Origin of the sequence: Streptococcus sp. HF-100, from assembly GCF_015594635.1 — a bacterium.
Taxonomy (GTDB): Bacteria; Bacillota; Bacilli; order Lactobacillales; family Streptococcaceae; genus Streptococcus; species Streptococcus vaginalis.
The window spans coordinates 167,017-193,872 of record NZ_JADNQV010000003.1 but is presented as its reverse complement, the minus strand read 5'-3'; the positions used below and the strand labels follow the sequence as shown (position 1 = coordinate 193,872).

20 protein-coding genes, 12 tRNA genes, 1 rRNA gene and 2 pseudogenes are annotated in these 26,856 nt (G+C 39.4%); 26 read left to right on the top strand and 9 right to left on the bottom strand.

Features of this window, described 5'->3' with window-relative positions; translation table 11 throughout:
- Positions 1–10: 10 nt before the first annotated feature.
- The 13 genes from rrf to IYQ23_RS04680 all read left to right on the top strand — a co-directional run bounded on the left by rrf (position 11) and on the right by IYQ23_RS04680 (position 1,215).
- A 5S ribosomal RNA gene (gene rrf / locus IYQ23_RS04740) occupies positions 11–126 on the top strand.
- 30 nt (positions 127–156) lie between these two features.
- Positions 157–229 (top strand) — tRNA-Val (locus IYQ23_RS04735).
- Positions 230–238: 9 nt separating this feature from the next.
- Positions 239–309, top strand: a tRNA-Gly gene (locus IYQ23_RS04730).
- 39 nt (positions 310–348) lie between these two features.
- Positions 349–422 (top strand) — tRNA-Ile (locus IYQ23_RS04725).
- 14 nt (positions 423–436) lie between these two features.
- Positions 437–508: transfer RNA gene (locus tag IYQ23_RS04720), tRNA-Glu, on the top strand.
- A gap of 11 nt (positions 509–519) precedes the next feature.
- Positions 520–609: transfer RNA gene (locus IYQ23_RS04715), tRNA-Ser, on the top strand.
- 12 nt (positions 610–621) lie between these two features.
- A tRNA-Met gene (locus tag IYQ23_RS04710) sits at positions 622–695 on the top strand.
- A gap of 6 nt (positions 696–701) precedes the next feature.
- Positions 702–774: transfer RNA gene (locus tag IYQ23_RS04705), tRNA-Phe, on the top strand.
- Between the two features lie 16 nt (positions 775–790).
- A tRNA-Tyr gene (locus IYQ23_RS04700) sits at positions 791–871 on the top strand.
- 7 nt (positions 872–878) lie between these two features.
- Positions 879–949, top strand: a tRNA-Trp gene (locus IYQ23_RS04695).
- A gap of 15 nt (positions 950–964) precedes the next feature.
- Positions 965–1,037 (top strand) — tRNA-His (locus tag IYQ23_RS04690).
- Positions 1,038–1,050: 13 nt separating this feature from the next.
- Positions 1,051–1,122 (top strand) — tRNA-Gln (locus tag IYQ23_RS04685).
- Between the two features lie 9 nt (positions 1,123–1,131).
- Positions 1,132–1,215 (top strand) — tRNA-Leu (locus IYQ23_RS04680).
- A gap of 81 nt (positions 1,216–1,296) precedes the next feature.
- Here the strand turns inward: IYQ23_RS04680 and IYQ23_RS09690 are convergent.
- Positions 1,297–2,146, bottom strand: a pseudogene (locus IYQ23_RS09690) (site-specific integrase); the annotation flags it as partial.
- Positions 2,147–2,510: 364 nt separating this feature from the next.
- On the opposite strand from IYQ23_RS09690, the gene IYQ23_RS04670 reads away from it, so the two are divergent.
- Positions 2,511–3,242: a MerR family transcriptional regulator gene (locus tag IYQ23_RS04670; RefSeq protein WP_195674238.1), complete on the top strand. Its 732-nt coding sequence runs from the start codon at positions 2,511–2,513 to the stop codon at positions 3,240–3,242.
- A gap of 53 nt (positions 3,243–3,295) precedes the next feature.
- On the opposite strand, the gene IYQ23_RS04665 is transcribed toward IYQ23_RS04670, so the two are convergent.
- Positions 3,296–4,468: an NAD(P)/FAD-dependent oxidoreductase gene (locus IYQ23_RS04665; RefSeq protein WP_195674237.1), complete on the bottom strand. Its 1,173-nt coding sequence runs from the start codon at positions 4,466–4,468 to the stop codon at positions 3,296–3,298.
- A gap of 144 nt (positions 4,469–4,612) precedes the next feature.
- On the opposite strand from IYQ23_RS04665, the gene IYQ23_RS04660 reads away from it, so the two are divergent.
- From IYQ23_RS04660 to IYQ23_RS04650, 3 genes and pseudogenes are all read left to right on the top strand, one after another.
- Positions 4,613–5,107 carry a DUF536 domain-containing protein gene (locus IYQ23_RS04660; RefSeq protein ID WP_003027119.1) on the top strand — a complete coding sequence of 165 codons (495 nt, stop codon included), beginning with the start codon at positions 4,613–4,615 and terminating at the stop codon, positions 5,105–5,107.
- Positions 5,108–5,146: 39 nt separating this feature from the next.
- Positions 5,147–5,317 (top strand): annotated as a pseudogene (locus IYQ23_RS04655) (YdcF family protein); the annotation flags it as partial.
- A gap of 114 nt (positions 5,318–5,431) precedes the next feature.
- A complete protein-coding gene (locus tag IYQ23_RS04650) occupies positions 5,432–7,189 on the top strand; it encodes a glycerophosphoryl diester phosphodiesterase membrane domain-containing protein (RefSeq protein WP_195674250.1) in 1,758 nt (585 codons plus the stop codon).
- A 54-nt stretch (positions 7,190–7,243) separates the two neighbouring features.
- On the opposite strand, the gene IYQ23_RS04645 is transcribed toward IYQ23_RS04650, so the two are convergent.
- A complete protein-coding gene (locus IYQ23_RS04645) occupies positions 7,244–7,543 on the bottom strand; it encodes a YbaB/EbfC family nucleoid-associated protein (protein ID WP_003027109.1) in 300 nt (99 codons plus the stop codon).
- Between the two features lie 394 nt (positions 7,544–7,937).
- Between IYQ23_RS04645 and IYQ23_RS04640 the strand changes: the two genes are divergently transcribed.
- Complete coding sequence (locus IYQ23_RS04640) at positions 7,938–9,635, top strand: ATP-dependent nuclease (RefSeq protein ID WP_195674236.1); 1,698 nt, start codon at positions 7,938–7,940, stop codon at positions 9,633–9,635.
- A gap of 293 nt (positions 9,636–9,928) precedes the next feature.
- On the opposite strand, the gene IYQ23_RS04635 is transcribed toward IYQ23_RS04640, so the two are convergent.
- Complete coding sequence (locus IYQ23_RS04635; protein WP_195674235.1) at positions 9,929–12,208, bottom strand: Xaa-Pro dipeptidyl-peptidase; 2,280 nt, start codon at positions 12,206–12,208, stop codon at positions 9,929–9,931.
- Between the two features lie 109 nt (positions 12,209–12,317).
- Here IYQ23_RS04635 and gla point away from each other — a divergent pair, with 109 nt between their 5' ends.
- From gla to fni, 8 genes are all read left to right on the top strand, one after another.
- A complete protein-coding gene (gene gla, locus IYQ23_RS04630; protein WP_106384737.1) occupies positions 12,318–13,169 on the top strand; it encodes an aquaglyceroporin Gla in 852 nt (283 codons plus the stop codon).
- Positions 13,170–13,388: 219 nt separating this feature from the next.
- Positions 13,389–14,654 carry a DUF308 domain-containing protein gene (locus tag IYQ23_RS04625; RefSeq protein ID WP_195674234.1) on the top strand — a complete coding sequence of 422 codons (1,266 nt, stop codon included), beginning with the start codon at positions 13,389–13,391 and terminating at the stop codon, positions 14,652–14,654.
- Between the two features lie 81 nt (positions 14,655–14,735).
- Positions 14,736–15,476, top strand: a complete 741-nt coding sequence (locus tag IYQ23_RS04620; protein WP_195674233.1) for a CppA N-terminal domain-containing protein — start codon at positions 14,736–14,738, stop codon at positions 15,474–15,476.
- Positions 15,473–16,408: a serine hydrolase domain-containing protein gene (locus IYQ23_RS04615; RefSeq protein ID WP_195674232.1), complete on the top strand. Its 936-nt coding sequence runs from the start codon at positions 15,473–15,475 to the stop codon at positions 16,406–16,408. Before IYQ23_RS04620 ends, IYQ23_RS04615 begins: the two co-directional genes overlap by 4 nt.
- Positions 16,409–16,573: 165 nt before the next feature.
- Positions 16,574–17,452: a mevalonate kinase gene (gene mvk, locus IYQ23_RS04610; RefSeq protein ID WP_195674231.1), complete on the top strand. Its 879-nt coding sequence runs from the start codon at positions 16,574–16,576 to the stop codon at positions 17,450–17,452.
- The gene (gene mvaD / locus IYQ23_RS04605) at positions 17,434–18,378 is read left to right on the top strand and encodes a diphosphomevalonate decarboxylase (protein ID WP_195674230.1); all 945 of its coding nucleotides are present in this window, start codon (positions 17,434–17,436) and stop codon (positions 18,376–18,378) included. Before mvk ends, mvaD begins: the two co-directional genes overlap by 19 nt.
- Complete coding sequence (locus IYQ23_RS04600) at positions 18,371–19,375, top strand: phosphomevalonate kinase (RefSeq protein ID WP_195673668.1); 1,005 nt, start codon at positions 18,371–18,373, stop codon at positions 19,373–19,375. The genes mvaD and IYQ23_RS04600 overlap by 8 nt, the downstream gene beginning before the upstream one ends.
- The gene (fni, locus tag IYQ23_RS04595) at positions 19,368–20,384 is read left to right on the top strand and encodes a type 2 isopentenyl-diphosphate Delta-isomerase (RefSeq protein WP_195674229.1); all 1,017 of its coding nucleotides are present in this window, start codon (positions 19,368–19,370) and stop codon (positions 20,382–20,384) included. The genes IYQ23_RS04600 and fni overlap by 8 nt, the downstream gene beginning before the upstream one ends.
- Before the next feature lie 28 nt (positions 20,385–20,412).
- Here fni and IYQ23_RS04590 read toward each other — a convergent pair whose 3' ends face one another.
- The 5 genes from IYQ23_RS04590 to pflB form a co-directional block, all read right to left on the bottom strand.
- Positions 20,413–21,693, bottom strand: a complete 1,281-nt coding sequence (locus IYQ23_RS04590; protein WP_195674228.1) for a hydroxymethylglutaryl-CoA reductase, degradative — start codon at positions 21,691–21,693, stop codon at positions 20,413–20,415.
- Between the two features lies 1 nt (position 21,694).
- The gene (locus IYQ23_RS04585) at positions 21,695–22,867 is read right to left on the bottom strand and encodes a hydroxymethylglutaryl-CoA synthase (RefSeq protein ID WP_195674227.1); all 1,173 of its coding nucleotides are present in this window, start codon (positions 22,865–22,867) and stop codon (positions 21,695–21,697) included.
- Between the two features lie 133 nt (positions 22,868–23,000).
- On the bottom strand, positions 23,001–23,450 hold the full coding sequence (locus IYQ23_RS04580; protein WP_117645269.1) for a threonine/serine exporter family protein: 450 nt from the start codon (positions 23,448–23,450) through the stop codon (positions 23,001–23,003).
- Between the two features lie 3 nt (positions 23,451–23,453).
- Entirely contained in the window at positions 23,454–24,230 is a 777-nt protein-coding gene (locus tag IYQ23_RS04575; protein ID WP_106101158.1) for a threonine/serine exporter family protein, read from the bottom strand.
- A gap of 100 nt (positions 24,231–24,330) precedes the next feature.
- Positions 24,331–26,646, bottom strand: coding sequence for a formate C-acetyltransferase (gene pflB, locus IYQ23_RS04570; RefSeq protein WP_003027063.1), 2,316 nt, complete (start codon positions 26,644–26,646; stop codon positions 24,331–24,333).
- Positions 26,647–26,856: the final 210 nt, after the last annotated feature.

The following is a 26,856-nucleotide window of genomic DNA, read 5'->3' as shown; positions in this document are numbered from 1 at the left end:
TACTCAGCAGTTAAGTGACGATAGCCTAGGAGATACACCTGTACCCATGCCGAACACAGAAGTTAAGCCCTAGAACGCCGGAAGTAGTTGGGGGTTGCCCCCTGTGAGATAAGGTAGTCGCTTAGCAAGGATAGGAAGTAGAGATACTTCCTTTTTGGGAGTTTAGCTCAGCTGGGAGAGCATCTGCCTTACAAGCAGAGGGTCAGCGGTTCGATCCCGTTAACTCCCATTTCTTTAAGCGGGTGTAGTTTAGTGGTAAAACTACAGCCTTCCAAGCTGTTGTCGCGAGTTCGATTCTCGTCACCCGCTTTGAACAGAGATGTTCAACCATACCAAGTTTTTGGACTTGGGCGCGTAGCTCAGGTGGTTAGAGCGCACGCCTGATAAGCGTGAGGTCGGTGGTTCGAGTCCACTCGTGCCCATTTTTAAGATACATGGTCCGTTGGTCAAGGGGTTAAGACACCGCCTTTTCACGGCGGTAACACGGGTTCGAATCCCGTACGGACTATAAATTTTATTGGAGGATTACCCAAGTCCGGCTGAAGGGAACGGTCTTGAAAACCGTCAGGCGTGTAAAAGCGTGCGTGGGTTCGAATCCCACATCCTCCTTAGTAGGAATAACGCGGGATGGAGCAGCTAGGTAGCTCGTCGGGCTCATAACCCGAAGGTCGTAGGTTCAAATCCTGCTCCCGCAATAGGTAGGCTCGGTAGCTCAGTTGGTAGAGCAATGGATTGAAGCTCCATGTGTCGGCGGTTCGATTCCGTCTCGCGCCATATTAGTTTAATATCAGGAAGGGTAGCGAAGAGGCTAAACGCGGCGGACTGTAAATCCGCTCCTTCGGGTTCGGGGGTTCGAATCCCTCCCCTTCCATACCTTTACGGGCATAGTTTAAAGGTAGAACTAAGGTCTCCAAAACCTTCAGTGTGGGTTCAATTCCTACTGCCCGTGTTTATTGTGAATATGGCGGGTGTGGTGAAGTGGTTAACACACCAGATTGTGGCTCTGGCATGCGTGGGTTCGATCCCCATCACTCGCCTATTTTATATTATTGGGGTATAGCCAAGCGGTAAGGCAAGGGACTTTGACTCCCTCATGCGTTGGTTCGAATCCAGCTACCCCAGTTTAACTTTGCCGGCGTGGCGGAATTGGCAGACGCGCTGGACTCAAAATCCAGTGTCCGCAAGGACGTGCCGGTTCGACCCCGGCCGCCGGTATTGCTTAAGTTTAGAAAAAGTCTTGATACACAAGGCTTTTTTTTGATGTTTTTCTTTATCGTACCCCAAATTGTACCCCAATTATAGTCTATCCATGATAGATTCTACCTCTTTGAACTCTTTATCAATTCTTTCTGTCATAGTATGACCATATGCCTTTATCAACATTTGGATATCTTTATGACCTAAAATTTTAGCCACAACTCCCATATCTATATGACTATGAAGTAAATATGAGCCATAAGTGTGTCTAAGTCCTTGTTCTAGACCATAGTGAAAGAAGAGAAATTTCTCTTTGTTTTTATTTGTAGTAATGAGTTTATTCTTTTTCGTTCTTTTATCATGTTAGGCAGAACAGTAACTGTTTTATCATCTATTGGTACTGCTCGTATGGAGTATCATTTTTTGCTTTCGTCCCCCCATGTCGTAGTGTTATATCTTCTATGTGTGTATAAATAATGGTCTTCTAACTTTGTATCATCATCAGTTATATCACTTGCTTCTCCATACCTCATGCCTGTTTTAGCTATGATATATAGAACATGATATATAACTGTTGTCTCATAATCTAATTTTTCTTCCAGATAGTTTACTAATCTATGATAATCCTCAACACTATGAATATATTTTTCCTCATTTTTTTGAGTTTCCTTTCCTGCAAAGCGTTCTACGTTACTTGTGAAATCATCAAGAACTATCTTATCAGATTGCACTAATTGTATAGTTTTTCTAATTGTTGAATTGATTCTACTTAAGTAATCATATCCAACAGTTTCCCCATGGATATTCATGGTTCTTTGATATTCTGTCGATTTTATATCAACTATTGCTTTATCTTCAAATAGTTTTTTTATTGTTTCTCCATAAATCTGCTAATTTTTCTTTATAACTTCTTTTTAAGTCTAACTTTTAAGACATACCAAGTTTGATATAATTCAAGTCAATGTTTGTTACAATTTTCTTTTCTTCCTTAATTGATTTGTGAGCTTATCTAGATCAATTAGAGTTTAAAAATTGAAAATTTGTAGTTGTTAGTCTCGTCTTCGAAAGGTTTCGACAATCCAATAGGCTGTTGAAGTAGTGAAGGAAGCAAACGAAGCTTTTAGTTTGAGTAGTGTTCGTCCAAGTTTGAAAAGCGAATGGTGTTGAGATTTGCTTTGCAAGCAACGTTAGCGATTTTTGTAAAAAGCAAGGTCGTACTTTGTGATAACTATATTGGGAGGAAAATATTTTTAAAAAAGTATTGACTTTGACCTAAGGGGAGGGTTTATAATGAGATTTGTAAGGAGGAAATGATGTATCAAATCAAAGAAGCTGCGCAGCTTTCAGGTGTTTCTGTCAAAACACTGCATCACTATGATAAAATAGGTTTGCTTGTGCCGCAAAAGTCTGAAAACGGGTATCGCCTTTATAGTGAAGCAGATTTAGAGCGCCTGCAAATTATTTTATTTTACAAATATCTTGGATTTTCTTTAAAGAAAATAGCAGAGCTGCTAAGTCAGGAAGAGCAGGAACTATTGCCTCACTTGAACAAGCAATTGCAGTTTTTGCAGCAGGAAAGGGAACATTTGGATACCTTGATTTCCACCTTACAAAAGACAATTCAAGCTCAAAAAGGAGAAAGAAAAATGACGACACAAGAAAAATTTGTTGGATTTACCTACGAAGATCATGCAAATTATTATCATCAAGCGGTTGAAACATACGGTCAAGAAGTAATGGACGATTCTCGTGCACGACAAGTTGGCAAAGAAACTGAGATGACGGAAGCATTTAACAAAGTTTTTCGCAATCTAGCTAACAATATGCAAAAAGGTCTAGCTGTGGAAGCACAAGAGAATTTATCAGAAGCCGAGCAGTTATTTCAAGCAATGAATACCTATGCCTTTGATTGCTCTCTGGAAGTTTTCGCTTTTATCGGAAAAGGCTATGTGGCAAATCCAGAATTTAAGAAAAATATTGACCAATTTGGAGTTGGAACAGCCCAATATGTAGCAGATGTTATCCAAGCATACGTTCACAAGTAAAATAAAAAATAGGGCAAATGCTAGTATTCTGCATGGTAGCATCTGCTCTATTTTTAGTATTCCACACTTCCAGCGACCCAGCCAGTACAAAGAGCGACTGTAATATTAAATCCACCAGTATGAGCATTGATATCCAGCACTTCGCCAGCAAAATAAAGCCCAGGAACTAGTTTGCTTTCTAAAGTCTTGGGATTGATTTCCTTAAGACTGACACCGCCCTTAGTCACAAAAGATTTGGCTAGAGACATTTTGCCGGTAATAGGAATCGCTAGGGCTTTGAGCTGTTGAATGAGCTCTTCTTTTTCTTTTCCAGTCAATTGTTTGCCTTTTTTAGGGAATGGCTGCGCGAAAAAGTCTGCCAGACGTTCAGGAAGTAATTGTTTGAGACTATTTTTGAGCGATTTTTCTCGGTTATTTTCTAAAAATGCTGCCAAATCTTCCGCAGAAAACTGTGGTAAGACATCTAAATAAATGGTTTCACCGCCTTTGAGGAAACTGGAGAGCCGCAATGCGGCAGGACCTGACAAGCCGAAGTGGGTAAAAAGCAAGTCATGGGTAATGATGTGTTTATTATAACGAAGGGTGACATTGGCTAATGAAATCCCCTGTAAAGCCTTGTGTGGAAAATCTGTCAAAAGTGGGCTTTCTGCAGCTTCTAACTCTGTTATTGTATGGTTGAAATGGCGCGCAATCTCATAGCCAAAGCCAGTAGAGCCAGTTGAAGGATAGGATTTTCCACCTGTTGTGACAATCAATCGAACGCAGCTCCAAATGCGCTCACTTGACTTGATGATAAAGCAATCCGCATTTTTCTTTACAGAAACTACTTCCGTCTGGATCATGATGGTGACGCCTAGCTCCTTCATTTTTCGTTCTAATGCTTCAATAATTGTAAAAGATTTGTCTGTTGTTGGGAAAACGCGTCCGTGATCCTCTACTTTGAGTGCAACACCATTCTCAGTGAAAAAATTCATAATATCATGATTGTCAAACTGGGAAAAGACGCTGTAGAGGAAGCGACCGTTGCCTGGTATGCCAGCTAATAAATCTTCTAAAGTGCCATTATTCGTCACATTGCAGCGTCCGCCACCTGTTCCGGCGAGCTTCTTACCCAAGCGTTTATTTTTTTCTAAGAGGAGAGTTTTTTGTCCATGAAAGGAGCTGGAAATAGCAGCCATCATACCAGCAGGTCCTCCGCCTATCACGATTGTATCAAAATGGTTCATTGTACTTCTTTCTTTAAATGAATATGTCAAATTTATTGTATCATAAATGTGATGAAATTCCTTGAAATCCGGAGCAAATTTGACAGTTAAGCCTTGATATGATAAGATTTAGGTATATATCTAGAAAAAGTTTCAGAGGAAATTATGGCAATTGAAAAGACAGTCAGCGAGCTAGCCGAGATTTTAGGGATTAGCCGTCAGGCGATGAACAATCGGGTCAAAACTCTTGCGCCCGAAGATACCGACAAGAATGAAAAAGGGGTCACCGTTGTGACGCGCAGCGGTTTGATAAAGCTGGAAGAAATTTACAAAAAGACGATTTTTGAAGATGAACCGGTCAGCGAAGATGTCAAGCAACGTGAGCTCATGGAAATTTTGGTAGATGAGAAAAATGCAGAAATTGTGCGTTTGTATGACCAGTTAAAAGCAAAAGATGCTCAATTAGCTAAAAAAGATGAGCAATTGCGCGTGAAAGATGTGCAGATTGCTGAAAAAGACAAGCAATTAGACCAGCAGCAGCAATTGACTGCTAAGGCCATGAGTGAGCGTGAAACTTTGCTATTAGAATTGGACGAAGCTAAAGAAAAAGTGCAAGCACAAGAGCAGAAAGGTTTTTTTGCAAGATTGTTTGGACGATAGAGAGAATCTCGGTTGAAGAAACTGAGATTTTTTTATAGAATGAAAGATGTGATGAAAGAAAAAGTCGCAAAAAATATCAATATTCTTGCTTCTTTTTGCGGGAAGCGAGATTTACCAGAATTAACACAGAAAGCTTTAGAAGATAAATATAGCCTAAAACAGGCTGATGTCATGGTGCTGTTTGGTGGAAGTATTCTAGTGGGTGGAGATTCCGACAGAGGTCAGAATAGTTTTTGAAGCATTAAAACAAGATTATGCTGACTTAATCCGTCTAGCAAATCCTCTCTATGCTTCAGTTGATGAAAAATAAGTTAAAGGAGAATGATGAAACAACAGCGCTTAGGTTTTCAAAAACTTTATCAAAATCTTGATAAAATTCTATTTTTGTTTTTTATTATTTTTATGCTGACAGAATATGCTTGGTTGCCTTTTAATTCGTGGGCGGCAGGTACTTTGCTTCGTCAGACGGGTTATCAATTTCTATCGTATAATAATGTAGTTGGAGTGTTATCTAGTCATCCTCTAGTTACTCTGGCTTTTATCCTCTTGTTTTTAGCCAATCTGTTGGTCGCTTATGTTCAAATCACACTTCTTTTTTTAGGAGCGCACAATCTATTGACTCAAGACAAGCGAACCCTCTTGAAGTTTACCAAGAAAACCATAGCAGACAGTTTACTCATCTTAAAGCAGGCACGTCCTAGTAAAATCTTGTTTGTCTTGCTCTACATCGCTCTGCTCTTTCCTTTTCTCCGAAAAATCCTCAAAATTTACTATCTAAACAAAATTTTAGTTCCAAATTTTATCTTAACTTATTTGAAAGAGACGTATTTTTGGGGTGCTGTCGTCCTGACTCTACTTGTATGGCTGATGTTATTGGTTGCTGTCCGTTTGATGTTTGCTTTGCCCAAGATTCTGATTGAGAATGTTTCCGTCAGAGAAGCGGTTCAATTTAGTTTGGAAAAAACGCGTAAGCGTTTGGTATTCTATTCTTGGCACTTGTTTTGGATTGTGACTAAGACTTTTCTCTTCTTTTTTGGAATGGCTCTGCCTCTCTTCCTTTTACAGCATGTTGCAGACGGTCATTCCAATCAAGTGGCAACGATTGCTGGTGTGATGAATTATGTGTTGCTGAAAAATGCTCACTATCTGATGTTGAGCTATTTCTTGATTAAATTTGTTTCTTTTCTGACTGAGCAAGGTTTGGCGGATTGTCCGCGGCGAAAGTTCGATCGCGTTTTGCGCTGGCTTGTGATTTCCATTGCTTCTATATTCTTTGCTGTGGAAGGTTATATGTATCTCATTTTTCCATTGGAAACGGTTCCTGTTACGATTTCTCACCGAGGAGTGTCGCAGGAAAATGGTGTACAAAATACGATTCAGTCATTGGAAAAGACGGCTTTGCTAAAACCAGATTACATAGAAATGGATGTACAAGAGACAAAAGATGGTCAATTTGTCATGATGCACGATGCTAATCTTTTCAATTTGGCGGGTGTCAATGCAAGTCCGCAGGATTTGACCTTGGCAGAACTAACTGCTTTAGAGGTTTCAGAAAATGGCTATCGGACAAAAATTTCCAGTTTTGATGCGTATCTCAACCGTGCCAACGAATTGGGGCAGCGGTTGCTCATTGAAATCAAAACCAGCAAAAAAGATTCTTCGGATATGATGGAGCGCTTTTTGAAAAAATATGGCCCAACGATTAAAAAGTACGGTCATCAAATGCACTCATTGGACTATCGCGTGATTGAAAAAGTTGTGAAATACGATGCTAGCATTAAAAGCTTTTTTATCCTGCCTTATAATACAATCTTCCCACGAACCAAAGCTAGTGGTTATACTATGGAATACTCCACACTAGATGAAAACTTTGTTTCTAAGTTGTGGCAAGCAGATAAATTGCTCTATGATTGGACGGTCAACGATGTAAACAGCATTGCAAAATCTTTCCGCTTGAATGTTGACGGTATCATAACGGATGATGTTCAACTGGTGCAAAGTTCCATTAAAGAGCTGAAAGACAATCCAAAATATACAGACTTACTCCTTAATAAAGCCTTTGATTTCTTTAATTTTACATAAAATAGCCCCCTCTTAGCAATGAACTAGGAGGGGGTGAGTTTTTTGAGATTTGTTTTAAAACGGCATTTTGCCTGCAAAGGCACCTAACTTTTTCTTAGTTGCGGCATCAATTTCTACGAGGGCAGCGTTGATAGCTTGGGTTGTCATGTCAGATAAAGTTTCTAAGTCTTCTGGGTCGACAACAGCTTCTTGGAAGTCGATTTTGACGACTTTTTTATCACCTGTAAGAGTTGCGACCACGAGGTCTTGGGCAGATTTGCCAACAAATTCTGTCGCAGCAAGCTCGGCTTGCCCTTTTTCCATTTGTTTTTGTAATTTTTGTGCTTGTTTCATCATTGATTGCATATTCATCATTGTTTTGGTTCTCCTTAATTATAATTGCTCTTTTATTATAACATGTTTTCGGATGATAGCAAAATTGTAATTGATTGTAAAATAATTTGTTTTCTAGTATCATTGAACTGATGAGATGATGAAATTAGCTAAAAACAAAGATATGACTTTTTCAAGTTTTTTGATTCAAGTTAAGAAATTTATTTTAAAAATGTGAGGGAATAGAGCAGAAGCAGAGAAAGGTTTAAAATACACTTATGAATAATAATTTAGAAAATCAAGAAGATACAATTCGAGTGGACAGAGATCATTGAGAGGTTTGAGAAATTTATTATTTTTATCTTTTACTTTTTTAAAATTTAGATCTTTGGTGAATATATAGTTTATAGTTAATTTTTCAAAGGAAGGATTTATTATGAAGAAAAATAACGATAATTCATCTGTTGTTATTAAAGAAATTACATTTAATGATGGAAATAAATGGAAATTTAATAAAGACGATATAGTATTATTAGTTGGTCCCAATAATGTGGGTAAAAGCCGTACATTAAAAGATTTGAGAGAAGATTTGAATGACACATCAAAAATCAAAGTGTTAGTTAAAGAAGTCACTTATGAAACAACGGGATTTTCTGAAGAACAACTGAGAGATTATTTTGAGAGAAATTATGTTAAGGATAGTCATGGTAGTTATGATGTGATGATAGAAGAAAATGTCTACCATTCTTTTAATGATTTTAACTTTACTAATATTTTGGATGAAAAACAGTTTTATAAAGCATTATTTTCATTTTTATCAACTGAAAACCGTTTAGGTCTTACAAGACCAATTAAATTTAATTCAATTGTTGATAATCAAAATTTAAATATTATGAGAAAACTTGATATTGATTCGGAGTCAATTAGCAAATTAAACCAAGCTTTAGATTCAGGTTTTCAAAAATCTGTTGAAGTACATGAAGACTACCTAGATGGTAATATGACAAAAAAATATAAAATTGGTGAAAGTATTGAGATTTGTAATGTTATTAAATCTAATAAACGTGATAACTTAAATAAATTGAAACAATTTGAAGATTTACATAACCAAGGAGATGGGATAAGAAATGCAGTTGCAGTTTTAGCATCTATTATTGTGAATGAACATTCATTATTCTTAATTGATGAACCTGAAACTTTTTTGCATCCGCCTCAAGCAAGGGTGCTGGGAAAAAATATAGTTAGGTTGTCTGAAGGTAAACAATTATTTATTTCGACACATAATATTGATTTTATTAGAGGTGTTCTAGAAGAGGCTTCTTCAAGGGTGAAAATAATAAAAATAGATAGATATGATAACAATAATACATTTAACTTGGTTAACAATGATAGCATCAGTAATATTTCCAGTGATAAAAATTTGAAGTATACAAATATTCTCAATGGGTTATTTTATAATCAGGTTGTATTGTGTGAGAACGAAAGTGATTGTAAGTTTTATTCTGCAATATTGGAATATGAAGATTTAACAACTTATCAAAATACATTATTTTGTGCAGTTGGAGGAAAGGAGCAGTTTAAAAAAATAGTACCTTTATTAAAGAGACTAAATATTAATTATAAGATTATTGCTGATATTGATTTGATAAATAATATAGATAGCTTGAAGCAACTGTTAAATTCAATTGAGTCTCAGTGTTATAAAAGGATAGAAAAGCAACATAAACAATTTTTAGAGAATTTTGAAAGAGAAATGAATTCTCAAGTCAAAACTCAAGAGCGGATAAAAACTGAAATTAATGAAGCGTTTGATGCCGATATATATATGTCTCCAAAAGTAGCAGAGCGGATAAAAACAATATTAAGAGATATTAGTAGTTTGAAACTTTTAAAATCTGGTGGAAAAAATATCATTCCGCAGGGAGATTGTATGGCTTTATTCAATGAAATAAAAGAATTCTTAATAGACTATAATATTTTTATTCTAGAGTGCGGAGAAATAGAGAGATTCGTGCCAGAGGTAAGCGGTCACGGGAATACTTGGGTTGAAAAAGTATTTACGAATTATGCAGATATTAGTACAGATGTTTATGACGAAGCAAGGAAATTCATTAGAACTGTTTTTATCCAATAGCAATAAAAGATTGCCCTCCAAGACATATCAGTTATAATTGGCAAATAATTTAACAAAATAAAAACCGTTTTACTTCATTACAAGTAAAGCGGTTTTTGAATTATCAAGAAGATACTGCCGTTGTCTATTTTTTGTCTTATTAGTATTGATTTAAGTGATTTTAGTTTGATTTAGTAAATTAAGAAAGGACTTAAATCAACATTTCTGACGATTATCAGACTTAGAAAATCGTGGAACAAGTCTTGCATGTTCATCATTGTTTTGGTTCTCCTTAATTTTCAAACATTAACATCTTATTTTACCATATCTAGCACATCTAAGCTAGAGTTTGCTAGGTCAATGGTCAAATGATAATCGGTATTATCACGGACGGTATGCTCAAAGTCGGTTATGTAGAGGACAAGGCGGAGTGTATTGCCTGATTGCATTTTGTAAATGGTTGGCTGCAATTCAAAAGAAAATTCTAACCATTGGTCTGGTGTGACTTCTTCAACTGTTAGCAAATCGGTGCGGTTCTGTAGGTTGAGAAATCCTTTGGTGATGACGCGGTGAGGTGTCTCTTTGAAAGGCAATTCCATTAAATGATCTAGCATGTAGTAACGCCCGTTGTCCATGACTTTTGGTGCAAGGACGCCAGGAATTGGGGTGAGGCGTTTAGCTTGTCCAAGATCTAATAGTTGTGCGGAAATCAGACCTTTATCGGTGCTGGATTTTAGGCGCAGATTGAGCTTAACGGGACCATTGAGGAACAACTCTTTCTCTAAAGTAAAATCAACGGTCACTTGATTGACTTTTCCGTCAAAAAGTTCATTTTTGAAGGTTTGATAAGTCTTGCTAAAACGCTTGTAGTCCGTCTCGGAGTAAGCATTTTGAATATCTTGAGTAGTACTACCTAGATTGAAATGAGTGTGGTGTTTTTGATTACCAAAATTCTTTAGTGACAGCCAGCTCTGTGCTTGACTATTGTCTTGCCAGATTACCGTTGGCAATTCAAAGTGGGAATTGTATCCCAGCAGTTTCTTGCTGAGAAGTGCATTCATGGACTCACGAAAGTCAATGGATTGCCAATTGTTCATGTAAACGTGAGCGCCATTGTGGAAAAACAAATGCTTTTTGATGTTTTGTGGTAGTGCGTGGAACATATTGTAAACATTCAGCGGTTTGACATTCCAGTCTTGGGAGCCATGAGTGAAGACGACTTCGGCTTTGACCTTGTGTGCGTGAATCAGATAGTTGCGGTCATGCCAAAATTGATTATAATCACCCGTTTCGCGCTCCAAATTTGCTTTTAATGTTTTGAGGCTCTTTTGATACTCGGCATTGTGACGAAGACGTTCGCCCGCTAGAAGATTACGTGAGTAAGTTAATTCTGTCAAAGAGTCAAAATCTTCACCAGGATAGCCGCCGGGGCTTGTCACTAAGCCATTTTCACGATAGTAATTGTACCAAGAAGAAATTCCAGCTTCAGCAATAATGACCTCAAGACCATCTACGCCAGTTGTAGCTAGCCCATTTGACAGAGTTCCGAGGTAAGAAATTCCTGTCGTAGCAACCTTTCCATTGGACCAAGTGGCTTTGATTTCTCGCTGTCTGGTATGGTCTGTGAACGCACGGCAACGACCGTTGAGCCAATCAATAACGTTTTTATAGGCTTCAATTTGATAATAATCTCCGCTGGTCATGAGGCCTTCAGAGTCCTTGGTTCCCACACCCGATACATATAGATTAGCAAAACCGCGTGGAAGCAAATAATCATTGAGCGTGTAAGTACCGATATGACCGAGTGTTTCTTCTGCTTGCTCCACCAATACTGCTTGACCTTGTGGTTCAACCAAGCAAACTTCAGAGTCATGGACGGTGATTTTTCCGGCCTCTTTTTTAACCAAATTCACATTCATGTTATAAAGTGCTTTGTCGCTGGCTTTGTCGTTGGTTCCTTGGTGATAAGGGCTAGCAGTCATGACAGCAGGAATTTGTCCGTCAAAATGAGGACGAATGATGCTGACCTTAATCAAATCAGGCAGCCCATCTTCGTCGGTATCCACGCGCGATTCCACATAGACCACTTCGCGGATAGCATTATGGCTAGTAAAGGTCGCAAGACTTTTACCATTGAAATAGTGGTAGGTATTGTCTTCGGGGATCAAGCCTTCGCTTACCAACTTATCAATCAAGAGATTGCCGTTTTTGGTGCGCGTATTGAGCAATTGATAGAGATTTTCGAGCAAATTTCCATAGGTAATGGGAAAGTTTACGTCCTTGCGGAATGTTTCTACATCGTCAAAGTCAACAAAGGGCACAAATCCCAGCAATTGAAAAATAATGGTATAAAAAATCTCTGCTGTCAATTCCTGATTGGACGTAAAAAAGCTGAGTAAGTCTGTATTTGAATTGGCAACCAAAGACTTTAAAGCATAGTCTGTATTTTTATAATTAAAAAAAGTTCTACGTACAAAAGTCTCTAAATTTTCTTTATCAGAATACTCTGGGTGGAAAGAAAATCCAATGCTTTCCATTTCAGCCAGCATTTTTTTGTTTGTTTCTGGTGTATAACTATACTGATTATAGCGCATATTTTTACTCCTTTTTTACACTTTGTCAAAAAATAACCTTTACATTATCCATTGTAACTGATAAAATAGGATTTGTCTAAAATTTTTTTAATTAAAGAGGAGAATAAAAATGGATGTCACATGGACTGTGAAATATATCACAGAATTTCTTGGAACGGCAATTCTCATTATTTTGGGGAACGGGGCTGTTGCCAACGTTGAATTAAAGGGAACCAAAGGTCATCAAAGCGGCTGGTTAGTCATTGCAGTTGGTTATGGTATGGGGGTTATGATTCCTGCTCTTATGTTTGGAAATGTATCAGGGAATCATATCAATCCTGCATTCACACTAGGACTTGCGATTAGCGGATACTTCCCTTGGGCACAAGTTGCGCCTTACATTATTGCACAATTATTGGGAGCGATATTTGGACAAGCGTTAGTAGTAGCAAGTCACCGCCCTTACTATTTGCAAACAACAAATCCTAATGCGATTTTGGGTTCATTCTCAACTATTGTAAATACGGATGACGGAAGCAAGAAATCACATGCTGCTTCTATGATAAATGGTTTTGTCAATGAATTTATTGGTTCATTTATCTTGTTCTTTGCAGCAATGGCCATGACCAAAAACTATTTTGGTGCAGAAGTTGTTAAATATGCTGCTACTCGTGGAGTGGATGCTACTCAAATCCAAGGAAAAGTTGCAATTGGTTCTCACATCAATGCCGGACTTGCTGTTGCCCACTTAGCACTTGGTTTCCTTGTCATGGCATTGGTAACGTCACTTGGTGGTCCTACAGGTCCAGGTTTGAACCCTGCACGTGACTTAGGCCCACGTATTCTTCATTTCCTTCTTCCAAAATCAGTTCTTGGTGAGCACAAAGGAGATTCAAAATGGTGGTATGCTTGGGTGCCAGTCGTATCTCCAATTCTTGCCGGTATTGCTGCAGTAGCACTTTACAAGATAATTTATGGATAAGTTGTTAACAAAAAAGAAACGGTTCGTTACGAGCCGTTTTTTGATAACGAAGAGATAAGATTGAGCGAAAAAATAGATAAGTGACTAGACGCTTACCAAGATAAAATGCTATACTAAAGAGTAAGGATAACAACAGTAATGGGAGTGAGACAGCAAAACGGATTTTTTGCAAAGTAGCAATTTTTGTCTCATTCCTACCTTTTATTTGGGAGAGATGAAATGGAATTAGATAGATTAAGTGGGAGACGGACTCTATTGTTCGGTATTTTGGCGATTATTTTTGGCGTTATTATTATTGAAAACGGTGTTGATTTTACAAAATTTGCCCTAGATTTATTGGTCATTTACTTTTTATTTGTCGGAGTTATCAATCTTTTTTTCCGTTTCTTAGTGAAGAAAAATCGTATCAGTTTTGGTTCTGCCCTCCTCCATGTTTTGGTAGGGCTGGTTGTTAGCTTTCTTAACCGTGCCAGCAATCTGCCAGTCAATATTGTCATTATTATATTGGGCTGCTATCAGTTGTGTACGGCGGCAGTCTATGGCATTACTTATCTTCTTTACCGTCAAAATAAGCTAAAAGGCGGTTTCCGTTATCTTTTTGATACCTTGCTTTATGGCGGGATTGGACTGACAACTGTCTTTTCTCCTAGCACGGATGGTAGGATGCAATTTTTGATTGTTGGTATTTATCTGATATTACTAGGCTTTTCTAACGTTCGAGACGGTCTTATGTTCAACACCGATGTGGAACAAAAGCAGCTTCGGCGCCGTATTCGAATCAACCTGCCTGTCATTATCGCTGCCTTTTTCCCAGCAGAGCAACTGAATCGTTTTAATCGTTTTTTGCAGGGCGAAAAACGAGAACACCAAAAGGTTTACAGCCGTATTCGAGACGAACAAAAGCTAGTTGACTTAGAGGTGCTAATCCATACGTCAGACCAGAATCTTTTTGGGATGATTGGACACGTTGATATTTGCTATAAAGGAAAAGTTATTTCCTATGGTAGTTATGATGTTTTTTCAGAGCGCTTGTTTGGCACGATCGGAGACGGTGTTTTGTTTAAAGTGGATAAAGACGCTTATATTGATTTGTGCAAAGAAGAAAGCAAAAAAACCTTGTTTGGTTATGGGTTATCTTTGACAGATGAGCAAAAGCTAGCTGTGGAGAAACGGTTGGCTGAGATTGATGAGTTGTTGGAAGTGTGGGATCCACCGGCGAATTTGAAAGATGGTAAGCGCACGTATGCTTATAAATTGAAGCATGAGTTGAATGCTCGTTTATATAAGTTTAAAACAAGTCGTTTTAAGACTTATTTTATCCTGTCTACCAATTGTTGTCTGCTAGCCGATAGCATTATCGGACAGGCTGGAACAGCCATTTTAGATATGCGTGGGATTATTGCGCCGGGAACTTATCAGTCTTACCTTCAATATGAATTTGAGTCGGCAAATGAGCTGGTAGTGGCACAAAATATTTATCAGTAATAGCACAATTTTTTCTATTTTTACATAAATATTTGTAAAATACACAAAAATTATTTAAAATAGAAAGGCTTGGAGGAATTTATGTGTTCAACAAATAAAATTGTAAATACGATACCAGTATTAAAAATCAATAATCGAAAAAACAATCTTGCATTTTATTGTCAAACTTTAGGAATGAAAAATTTGCTAGAGGAAGGAGCTTTTGTCAGCCTTGGAGATCAGACAAAAGTTGAAAAATTGCAGCTAGAGGAGTCGCCCAGTATGCGCACTCGCAAAGTTGTTGGGACTAAGAAATTAGCGAAAATTGTTATTAAAGTAGCCGATTCACGAGAAATTGAAGCACTTTTAGCGCGTGGCAGCAAAGTTGATTATCTTTACCAAGGTGATAATGGCTATGCTTTTGAAGCAACTTCGCCGGAAGGAGATACGTTTTTACTGCATAGCGAGGAAGATTGGACAACCTTGCAGAGAGTGATGATTGCACCAGCATTTACGCCGCTAGAGGATTTTGCTGGGCTCAGTCAATTTACTATAGAGCAGATTCATATCAATGCTTCAGATAAGGAAAAAGCAGTCACTTTTTATCAGGAATGGCTAGGAAATCAGTCTATTCTAACATTCTCACCAGCAAGCGGACCAGATTTGCTGACGGAGAGTACTCAAACTTGGGATTTAGCAATGATTAAATTTACAGTTGAGCAATTTAATGTGGAAGCGTTGCGCAATTTATTTCAAGGAAGAGAAAATTTTATACCTAAATCGGGCAAATTTTTCCTGACCAAAGATGAGAGCCAAATTGAAGTTTGGATTGAAGCGGTATGAGTTCAAGCAAGATGCTCTCAAAAGTCGGAGAACAGATAGCACAACAAATCTATCCTGGAGCTAGCTTAGCTTTGTATACTCGTGGAGAGTGGCAAGAATATTATCTTGGTGAGAGCAATCCTGAGCGAGGTGAGAAGACTCAAGCAGGACTGGTCTATGACTTAGCGAGTGTCAGCAAGGTTGTGGGTGTCGGAACGATTTTGGCTGTTCTATTCCATGAGGAAAAACTAGATTTAGATGCACCGCTAACACAATATTATCCCGCTTTTCATGACAATTCTGTCACGGTAGGTCAGCTGGCTACTCACACATCAGGGCTAGATCCCTTTATCCCCAATCGAGATGCACTCAATGCGGTCGAATTGAAAGAGGCGCTAAATCATTTGAAAGTGCTTGATAACAAGCATTTTCGTTATACTGATGTAAATTTTTTGTTGCTAGGTTTTATGGTAGAAGAAATTTTTCATTCTTCTTTGAGTGACATTTTTGAGCGGAAAATTTTTCAGCCTTGGGGTATGAAAGAAACAGCGTTTGGTCCTGTCGCACAAGCGGTGCCAACGGTTCGCGGTGTGAAAGCAGGGATTGTACATGACCCCAAAGCGCGTGTGTTGGGCAGACATGCTGGTAGTGCAGGCTTGTTTTCTACAGTTCGGGATTTGGAGCTCTTTTTGGAGCATTATTTACAGGATGACTTTGTAGCAACTTTGACAAAAAATTTCTCAAAGGAGATTGGAAAAACACGCAGTCTTGCTTGGGATTTAGACAAAGAGTGGTTGCAGCACACAGGCTATACTGGAACGTTTATTATGTTTAATCGTTTACAGCAGAAAGCGGTCATCTTCCTTTCCAACCGAACGTATGAGAAAGACGAACGTGCACAATGGATTTTAGACCGCAATGAGCTCATGGATTTGATTAAACAAAATCTGTAAAATGAAGACAGTTAGGATAAGAGCTGGATTTCCTGCTCTTTTTCGCTGTTTTAAAAGTTGAAATAAATTAGTTTGGAATATAAAAGGAATTGACTACTAACGATCGCTTTTTTCTATGAATTATATTAAAATAATAGATGAAGTATTGTGATGTAGAGAGAGAATATGACAAAAAAAGTAGGTGTCGGTCGGGCACATAGTAAGATTATTTTGATAGGGGAGCATGCCGTTGTCTATGGCTACCCTGCTTTGGCTCTACCTTTAACTAATATTGAAGTGACTTGTCGCATTTTGCCGTCAGATCATGCGTGGATTTTGTATGAAGAAGATACTCTTTCTATGGCGGTTTTTGCTTCTTTGGAATTTCTAGGGGTGCAAGAGGCTTATATTCGCTGTGAGATTGAGTCAATGGTGCCTGAAAAGCGCGGAATGGGTTCTTCTGCGGCAGTGAGTATTGCTGCGATTCGAGCTGTTTTTGATTACTATGAGCAGGAGTTGGATAGGGAAACTCTGGAAATTTTAGCCAATCGAGCGGAGATGATTGCCCACATGAATCCGAGTGGTTTAGATGCTAAGACATGCTTAAGCGATCGTGCTATTAAATTCATCAAAAATGTTGGTTTTTCAGAGTTTGAGACGAATCTTGGGGCCTATCTTGTGATTGCAGACACAGGGATTTATGGGCATACACGGGAAGCTATCCAAGAAGTTGAGCAACTCGGAATGACCGCTTTGCCACATCTTCATCAGCTTGGAAAATTAACCAATGAAGTTGAAGAAGCTTTAAAAGTAAAAGATTTAGAGAGAATCGGGATTGCCATGTCAAAAGCTCACCTCAGCTTAAAAAATCTAGGCGTGAGTTGCCCTGAAGCCGATTGGCTTGTTGCCACAGCGCAAGAAAATGGAGCACTTGGTGCGAAAATGAGTGGTGGTGGTCTAGGCGGCTGCATTATCGCTCTAGTGGCAAGCAAAGAAAAGGCTATCAGTTTAGCTGATTTATTGAGGGAGAAAGGAGCGGTAAACACATGGATCGAAAGTCTGTAAAGGTGCGGTCTTATGCCAATATTGCCATTATCAAATATTGGGGTAAGAAAGATACTGTCAAGATAATTCCTGCAACGAGCAGTATTTCTTTGACCTTGGAAAATATGTACACAGAAACAACTCTGTCTAGCTTACCAGCGAGTGCCCAGTCAGATGAATTTTACATCAATGGTGTTCTGCAAGATCAAGCTGAACATGAAAAAATGAGCAATATTGTAGATCGTTTTCGTCCTCAAGGAGCTGGTTTTGTACGAATTGATACCAACAATAATATGCCGACAGCAGCGGGGCTTTCATCTAGTTCAAGCGGTTTGTCTGCGCTTGTTAAGGCTTGTAATGACTTTTTTGAATTGCACTTGTCCACAAAAGAGCAAGCACAAAAAGCAAAATTAGCTTCTGGGTCTTCCTCACGGAGTTTTTATGGACCGATTGCAGCTTGGGACAAGGATAGCGGAGAGATTTATCCAGTAAAGACAGATTTGAAATTAGCGATGATAATGCTGGTTTTGTATGATCAGAAAAAGCCGATTTCAAGTCGTGAGGGAATGAAACGCTGTGCAGAAACCTCCACGACATTTAGTGATTGGGTGAGACAGTCCGAAGAAGATTATAAAGCCATGTTGACTTATTTGTCTAACAATGATTTTGCTAAGGTGGGAGAATTAACAGAAAAAAATGCGCTTGCCATGCATGATACCACTCAGACAGCAACGCCAGTGTTTTCTTACCTGACCGAAAAAAGCTATGAAGCAATGGACTTCATCAAACAATTACGCAGTCAAGGAGAGCGTTGTTATTTCACTATGGATGCAGGACCAAATGTAAAAGTGCTGTGTTTGGAAGAAGATTTGGAGCATTTGGTGCCGATATTTGCAGAAAAATACCGCCTCATTGTCTCTAAAACGAAGGAATTGCCAGATGACTAAAACAGTAAGAACATGCGGGAAATTGTATTTGGCAGGGGAATACTCTGTATTGACAGCGGGGCAAGGCGCGATTCTGAAAAATATTCCGATTTATATGACAGGAAAAATTCATTTTTCTGAACGTTATCAGTTGTTTTCAGATATGTTTGACCATACTGTGGATTTGACACCTGATGATGAGTACAGTCTCATTCAGGATACGGTTGCTGTTATGAATGAGTTTTTACAAAGTCGATCCATTTCACTACGTCCCTTTTTCTTAACCATTACTGGAAAAATGGAGCAAGATGGAAAAAAATTTGGTCTTGGCTCTAGTGGGAGTGTCGTAGTTTTAACCATACGAGCAATAACAGCCTTGTATGGTCTGGCGTTATCTGCTGAGGAAACCTTTAAGCTGGCAGCCTATGTCCTTCTTAAACGTGGGGACAATGGCTCAATGGGAGATGTGGCTTGTATCGCTTATGAAGATTTGATTTATTACCAATCTTTTGACCGCAAAAGAATAGCGGAGCAGATCAATGAGTCGCCCTTAGAAAGTATATTAGCTCAGGATTGGGGAACTGTCATTCGGAGAATCCAACCACAACTTACATTTGATTTTTTTGTAGGCTGGACAAAAGAACCAGCTATTTCTAGAGATCTTATCAATCAGGTCAAATCAGCAATTTCATCCAGTTTTCTAACACAAACACAAGAAGAAGTTCTTCGACTGGAGAAGGCGCTGCTTGCTGGTGAGAAAGAAATTATGAAAGAAAGCCTAGAAAAGGTTAGCCACCTATTGGCGGAACTTAGCCCCGCTATTTACAATGAAAAACTGAGAGCTTTAAAAAGAGCCAGTCAAGGATTGGACTGTGTGGCAAAGAGTAGCGGTGCTGGCGGTGGTGACTGCGGCATAGCATTGTCATTTAGCGAGACAGATAGTCAAATCTTAGTGGAACGTTGGCAGGGGGCAGGAATTGACCTTTTATATAAGGAAAGGTGGGGAATGGATGAGTAAAAATCGCAAAGACGAACACATAAGATATGCGCTTGAGTACGATTCGCCTTATAATAGTTTTGATGACATGGAGCTTATTCATTGCTCGCTTCCTAAGTATGATTTGGACGAGATTGATTTGACGACGCAGTTTGCAGGCAGAGATTGGGAATTTCCGTTTTACATCAATGCTATGACAGGTGGAAGTGAGAAAGGGAAGGGCATCAATCAGCGCTTGGCACAAGTTGCAGAAGCTTGCGGTATTCTTTTTGTCACAGGCTCTTACAGTGCTGCCTTGAATAATCCAACAGATGACTCATATACTGTCAAGCAAGATAAGCCAAACCTGCTCCTTGCAACGAATATTGGACTGGATAAGCCGTATTCCTCAGGGCAGCAGGCAATCACAGACCTTCATCCTCTTTTTTTGCAAGTGCATGTCAATCTCATGCAAGAATTGCTCATGCCAGAAGGAGAACGCTCTTTTAAAACTTGGCGAGCACATTTAAAAGATTATGCTGAGCAAAGCACAGTCCCGGTAGTGTTGAAAGAGGTTGGCTTTGGTATGGATTTGGCAACGATCGAAACTGCTTATGACCTCGGTATTCGAACGGTTGATCTTTCTGGTCGTGGCGGAACGAGCTTCGCCTATATTGAAAACAGGCGCGGTGGCAATCGAGACTATCTCAATGATTGGGGGCAATCGACACTCCAAGCCTTACTAAATGCTCAGCCGATGATGGATAAAATGGATATTTTGGTGAGTGGTGGCGTACGGCAGCCGCTTGATATGGTGAAGGCTTTTGTGTTAGGAGCTAAGGCTGTAGGACTTTCACGCACCATGTTAGAATTGATTGAAACGCATTCGGTGGATGAAGTCATCACGATTGTAAACAGTTGGAAAGAAGATTTGCGCTTGATTATGTGTGCACTTGGTTGCCAAAATTTGAGAGAGCTAAGACAAGTGCCTTATCTTTTGTATAGACGTTTGCGAGAAGCACAAGGTCAACTAAATAACGAAATCCGATGAGTTTTTTCACTTATCGGATTCTTTTTTTCTATGATTTTTGACGAATGTTTTCTAAAATTTCTTGTGCTCTTTTGAGACTAAAATGTTTCTCAGAAATGAGCTGAGAAACCAGAGGAGCGATTTCTGTATCCTTAGCTCCTGCTAAAAGAGCTAGAGATTTGGCTTGTAGCTTCATGTGACCGTGCTGAATACCGGTGCTGACCAGCGCTTTTAGAGCTGCAAAATTTTGCGCTAAGCCGATAGACGCAATAATACTGGCTAACTCTTTGGCGGTTGGCTGTTTTAGCAAATCGAAGCTAACTTCCACCGTAGGGTTGAGCCCAATGGAGCCCCCTTTTGTAGCAATGGGAAGAGGAAGAGTAATCTCTCCGCAGAGCGTTTGAGTGGCTTCCTTGATTGACCAAGTAGTTAATCCTTGATAGGAACCATTTCTACTAGCGTAGGCATGCGCGCCTGCTTCAATCGCTCGCCAATCATTTCCTGTTGCTAATACGACAGCGTCAATTCCGTTGAAAATGCCTTTATTGTGGGTGCTGGCACGATAAGGGTCTTGCTTGGCAAATTGGCTTGCCAGCACGATTTTTTTAGCAATGTCAATGGCTTCTGATTTATTTCGACTGAGAAAACGAATATCAATTTCACAGGTGGCAGTTACCAAGGCTTCTGTTGCATAATTTGATAGAATTGCCATCAGGCTTTTACCGTCAGTCAACTTTTCTAATGGTGTTTTTAACGCTTCTAGCATGGTATTGAGAATATTGGCGCCCATAGCTTCTTGAGTGTCAACTGTTAGATAAACGACTAAAAATTCAGCTTCGTCATTTAGCCATTCTACACGTAAATCACGCGCACCACCTCCGCGGTTGACAATCGACGGGTGTGCTTGATTGGCCAGCTCTAGCAATTCTTGCTTGTGGTTTTGGATATTTTTTATAGCTACTTCGATATTTGCTACTTGATAGAGAGCAACTTGTCCAATCATTTGACGCCTGTGAATAGTCGTTTTGAAGCCCCCAGAGCGTTTAATAATTTTTGCTGCAAAGCTAGCAGCTGCAACGACAGAGGGCTCTTCTGTTACGAAAGGTACCTGATAAACTTCCTCGTCTACCACAACATCAGGAACGAAAGAGTAGGGCAGAGCAAATGTCGCCAGAACATTTTCGCTCATTTGGTCGGCTGTTGAGAGAGGGAGCATGTGATTATGTTCAAGGTTTGTTTGATTATCCTCGTTTAGTAAGTGATAGTCTTTTAAAATTTGCAAACGTTCTTGCAATGATTTTTTGGAAAAACCCGTCCAACTTATCTTCATATTATTTTTCCACCTTGATATATGTACGTTGGTGTTCTACGATTTCTGCTAAGGCAAAGTCTTGATTTTCATAGCCTGTGAAGTTAGCAGAGCCATTTTCATCTAGTTTTGCTTCTTCAAAAAATACCTTCTCATAATCTGGAATGCTTAAAGGCGTGCGCTTATTGAGTATTTCCATACGATTGGCTTTGAGTTGTTGGTTAAAACCTGCTACGAGTTGACCACTAAAGATTTCTGATACAGCTCCGCTTCCATAGCTAAAGAGCGCAATCCGATCGCCTGCTTTAAGAGTCGTGCTATTTTCAAGCAGGGAAAGGAGACCCAAAAAGAGGGAGCCTGTGTAGATATTCCCCACCTTTTGGCTGTAAAGAATGGATTGATCGAAATTCACTTGTAGTTGCTCTTGCTGCTCAATTGGCAAACTCTTATCCATAATCTTTTTCATACCTTTTAAAGCTAATTTAGGATAAGGCAAATGGAAGCAAACTGCTGCAAAATCTTTCAAAGAGACTTGATTGCGTCTTAGGTACTCCGCCCAAGTCGTTTTTAAGCTATCCAAATACTGCTGAGTGGAATACATGCCATTGACGAAGGGTGTTGTGGAATAATTCGGACGCCAGAAGTCCATGATGTCTCGTGTTTGAGCGACATTGTCCTCATTGAAGGCTAGAATTCGTGGATGACTAGTGATGAGCATAGCTATCGAACCGGCGCCTTGTGTTGGTTCGCCCGGTGTTCCAATCCCGTATTTGGCAATATCACTAGCGATGACCAAGACCTTTGAGTCTGGATGTTTTTCAACGTGTAGTTTTGCATAATCCAGTGCGGCAGTAGCACTATAGCATGCTTCTTTCATTTCAAAACTACGCGCAAATGGCTGAATTCCAAGCAAACCATGAATAAAAACAGCAGAAGCCTTGCTTTGGTCAATTCCAGATTCACTGGCCACAATCACCATGTCAATAGCCTGTTTATCTTCTTCGGTTAAAATAGATGCTGCTGCACTCGCTCCCATGGTTACAATATCTTCTGTGACTGGGGCGACACTGATTTCTTTTAGTAAAAGTCCCTTGCTTAGTTTTTCCGGGTCAATGTTACGCGCTTCTGCCAAATTTTCTAATTTTAATACGTAATTGGCTGTCGCAAAGCCAATTTTATCAATTCCAATGTTCATCATTACCTCTATATATTTTTCGGTTTGATATCAAACTTATTCTATTCTATTTTATCATAATTCAAGTGGAAACTGAGAAAAAAGCCATCTTAAGATAAGAAGGGCTTTAGACAGTTTAGTTGTTCTTGTTGAATTACGAAGAACGGTGTTTTTGCAGATAATGGTAGAGTCTGAGCACCACCGTGCCACTTGCCATTCCAATTGAAATGACCAAGGCTAAAATCACTACCAAGGTAGCATTAACCATAGCATGACTATAATCTCCAGTGACAAAAAAGGCGGTTGTACGATAGGAAAGGTAGCCCGGAACCAGAGGAGCCAAAATAGCCAAGATAAAGACGACCGCAGGCGTTTTGTAGAGAATGCTCAACACTTGACTAATGCAAGACCCGATAATGGCTGCGATGAATGTAGCAATGATGACATTTGTCGGACCTTTTAGCACATAATACAAAAGCCAGATAAACATTCCAAGAACTCCTCCTGGAATGAGCATGCTTTTTTGAACATTTAAAACGATTAAGAACATTACAATTGCAAGAAAACTTGCTGCAGCTTGTAGTAAGACAGTCAATGAATTCACCTTTTATTTCATTAGGACGAGAGCTACGGAAGTGCCAGCTCCGAGTGCCAAAGTGATCAACAGCGTTTCAAAGATTTTGCTCATTCCGGAGTTGAGATGATTGGTCATCAAATCACGCACGGCATTGGTCAGAGCAATACCGGGAACAAAAGGCATGACAGCACCAGCGATGATTAAGTCCGCACTGGAAGGAAAGCCAGAATAGCGCGCCCAGATCTGTGCCAGCAGACCAAAAATAAAAGCTCCTGCAAAAGCTGTGACAAAAGGAATGCGCACGTATTTATTGACCGAAAGAGAAAAGGCAAAGCCAAAGAAGGTCGCAAGAGCAGCGCCGAGCGCATCATAGAGATTGCCACCAAACATTATAGAGAAAAAAGGGGCACTAATAGTAGCAGCTAGCGTTAGCTGTTTATTTGTATAAGGCGCTTTTTTCTTTTTTAGCTGAGTTAATTTCTCAAAAGCATCTTCAAGACTGATGTCCCCGCTAACCAGTTCACGCGATACTTGATTGACATCGCACACTTTTTCGATATTGTAATTTGAATGAGTGATGCGTTTCATACGCGAAATATTGGTGTTTTCAATTGAAAAGAAAATGGCAACTGGCATTGCGAGTGCATTACAATCCATAATTCCTTGAGAATGAGCAATCCGAATCATGGTATCTTCAACCCGATAAATTTCAGAACCACTTTGAAGCAGAAGCGTACCTGCTAACATCAGGACATCAACAGTTAGATTAAATTTGTCTTCCCTTTCTACATCTCTTTTCTCCACCATTTTTACACCCTTTTCTTTTAACTAACAATACCTCTATTATAGCATAAAAAAGAAGAAAACCAGCTGGAATTTCCAACTGGTTTTTGAGAATAGAATTGAATTAGCTAAGGGCATCATCCATTGAAAGCACTTCGTGGAAGACACGTTGAGTCAATTCAGTTTTTTGTTCTTTAGTAAGGTATTTGGTATTGACACAGTAACCTGAGATACGAACGATAACATCTTCACCATTCATAATCTTATCATAGACATCTTTAAGATCCATAACGTTCAAGTTGACGTGTTGTCCTCCATTTTCAAAGTAACCGTCAAGAATTGTGACCAAGTTATCCACTTGTTCTTCACGAGTCTTACCAAGAGCACGAGGTGAAACTTGTGTAGTGAGAGAGATACCATCTGCTGCATAGCCAAAGTCAAGGCTGGCTAGTGAGTTGAGGTTTTGCAACCAACCACCACGAGCTTTGTTAGATGGGTTCGCACCTGGTGAGAAGAATTCCAATTTAGATAAGTTCACTGAACCATCTTCGTTGAGGTATACCCCTTTGTGGACCGGTGAGTTACCAGTTTGTTTAGAGTAGGCAACGTTAGAAGTGATTGTAAGAAGTGATACAGTTGCTTCAGCGTTCTTGTAGAGTTTGTGGCTGCGCAGACGAGTTGTGTAGGCTTCAATCAACCATTCGGCCAATTCGTTTGAGCGAGGATCGTCTTCACCCCAACGTGGATATTCGCCAGTAGTTTCGTAGTCGTAGATATAACCATTTTCGTCACGGATTGGTTTGACTGTCGCATACTTAATAGCTGACAATGTATCAACTGTATTGGCAAATCCACAGATACCAAATCCCATATTAGCACGTTGATGGGTTGGCAAGAAGGCCATTTGAACAGCTTCGTAGTTGTACTTGTCTGTCATGTAGTGAATGATGTTCAAAGCATCTACATAAGTGTCTGTCAACCAATCAAGTGATTTTTCAAAGTTTGCCTTAACAGTATCAAAGTCAAGGACTTCATCACGAATAGGTTCGATGTCAAATACTTTGTAATCTTTGTGAACATCATCGTAACCACCGTTCAAACCAGTCAAGAGAGCTTTAAGGACGTTTACACGAGCACCGAAGTATTGGATGTTGTGGCGCTGTTCTTCATTTTCTGGGTCAAGTGGTGACACACAGCAAGAGATACAGCTCATTTCGCCATAGCCGTCTTTTGCCATTGTCGTTACACCTTCGTATTGGATAGAAGAGTGTTTGTGGCTCATGTGCATGCAGTAATGACGGAATGAGTAAGGAAGTTTGTCAGTCCAGAGAACTGTCAAGTTTGGCTCTGGTGAGTTACCGATATTGTCAAGTGTATTCAAGAAACGGTAGTCCATTTTTGTCACACGGTGACGACCATCATTTCCCATACCTGCCATAGATGTTGTGATGAAGGTTGGGTCACCTGAGTAGAGTTGATCGTATGCTTTTGTACGAGCAAATTTTACAGTACGAAGTTTCAAGACGAAATCATCAACAAATTCTTGGATTTCTGATTCTGTGAAAGTACCACGGGCCAAGTCACGCTCTGCATAAATGTCAAGAACGATTGGAACACGTCCAAGTGAAGTAGCGGCACCATTTACGACACGGCAGACAGCCATGAAAGCGATATTCACCCATTGAATAGCTTCTTTTACGTTCATAGCAGGTCTACGAACATCAAGTCCGTAAAGGTCACCCAGGCGGACAACTTCTTTCAATGATTGGTATTGAAGGTTGACTTCTTCGCGAAGACGAATAGTTTCTTCATCAATGTCTGTCAAAGCATTCCAATCTTCGACTTTTTCTGCCATCAAGTAATCTGCACCGTAAAGAGCAAGACGTGCGTAAACACCAATGATACGTCCACGTGAATAAGCATCTGGCAAACCTGTTACAGTGTGTGCGTGACGTGCACGACGGATATTTGTTGTGTAGGCACGGAAAATACCGTCATTTACAGTTGTTACGTATTTTGTGAAGATTTCATGCATCTTAGGATCTGGTTCATATCCATGTTCCTTCAAAGCAGTTTCCGCCATACGGATACCACCTTTTGGCATGAAGTTTAATTTGAACAATTCATCATTTTGGATACCATAAATCAATTCATTATCTTTGTCAATATATCCAGCTGGAATATCAGCGATTGAAGTAGCACGTGTATCCATTGGGAAACGTGTTTCTTCATAATGTGCTTTTGTATCTTCGATAATTTTTTTAATGTGAAGAGAGCGTTCAGTTGGACCAGCTAAGAAACTTTCATCTCCGTCATAAGGAGTGTAGTTTGCCTGTACAAAACGAGATACGCTAGCTTTTTCGCGCCAATCTTCCCCTTTGAAGCCTTCCCAGGCTTTGTCAAAAATATCCTGTGCTTCGACAACAGTTTTAACAACCATGTTTTTTTCCTCTTGTATCTTTCTAGTAACACAAATCTGTTACATTTATAAAATAAGTATATCATATAGTAATCGTTTCCACAAATGGAATCTGGTCATAAAAGTACTTTCTTTTATAATACAGATTAAAAAATCAGCGTAAATTGTATTATATTTTTGAAAAAATCAGCATATTTTCAAATATTTTGGAAAAAATGATAAAAATTGTAT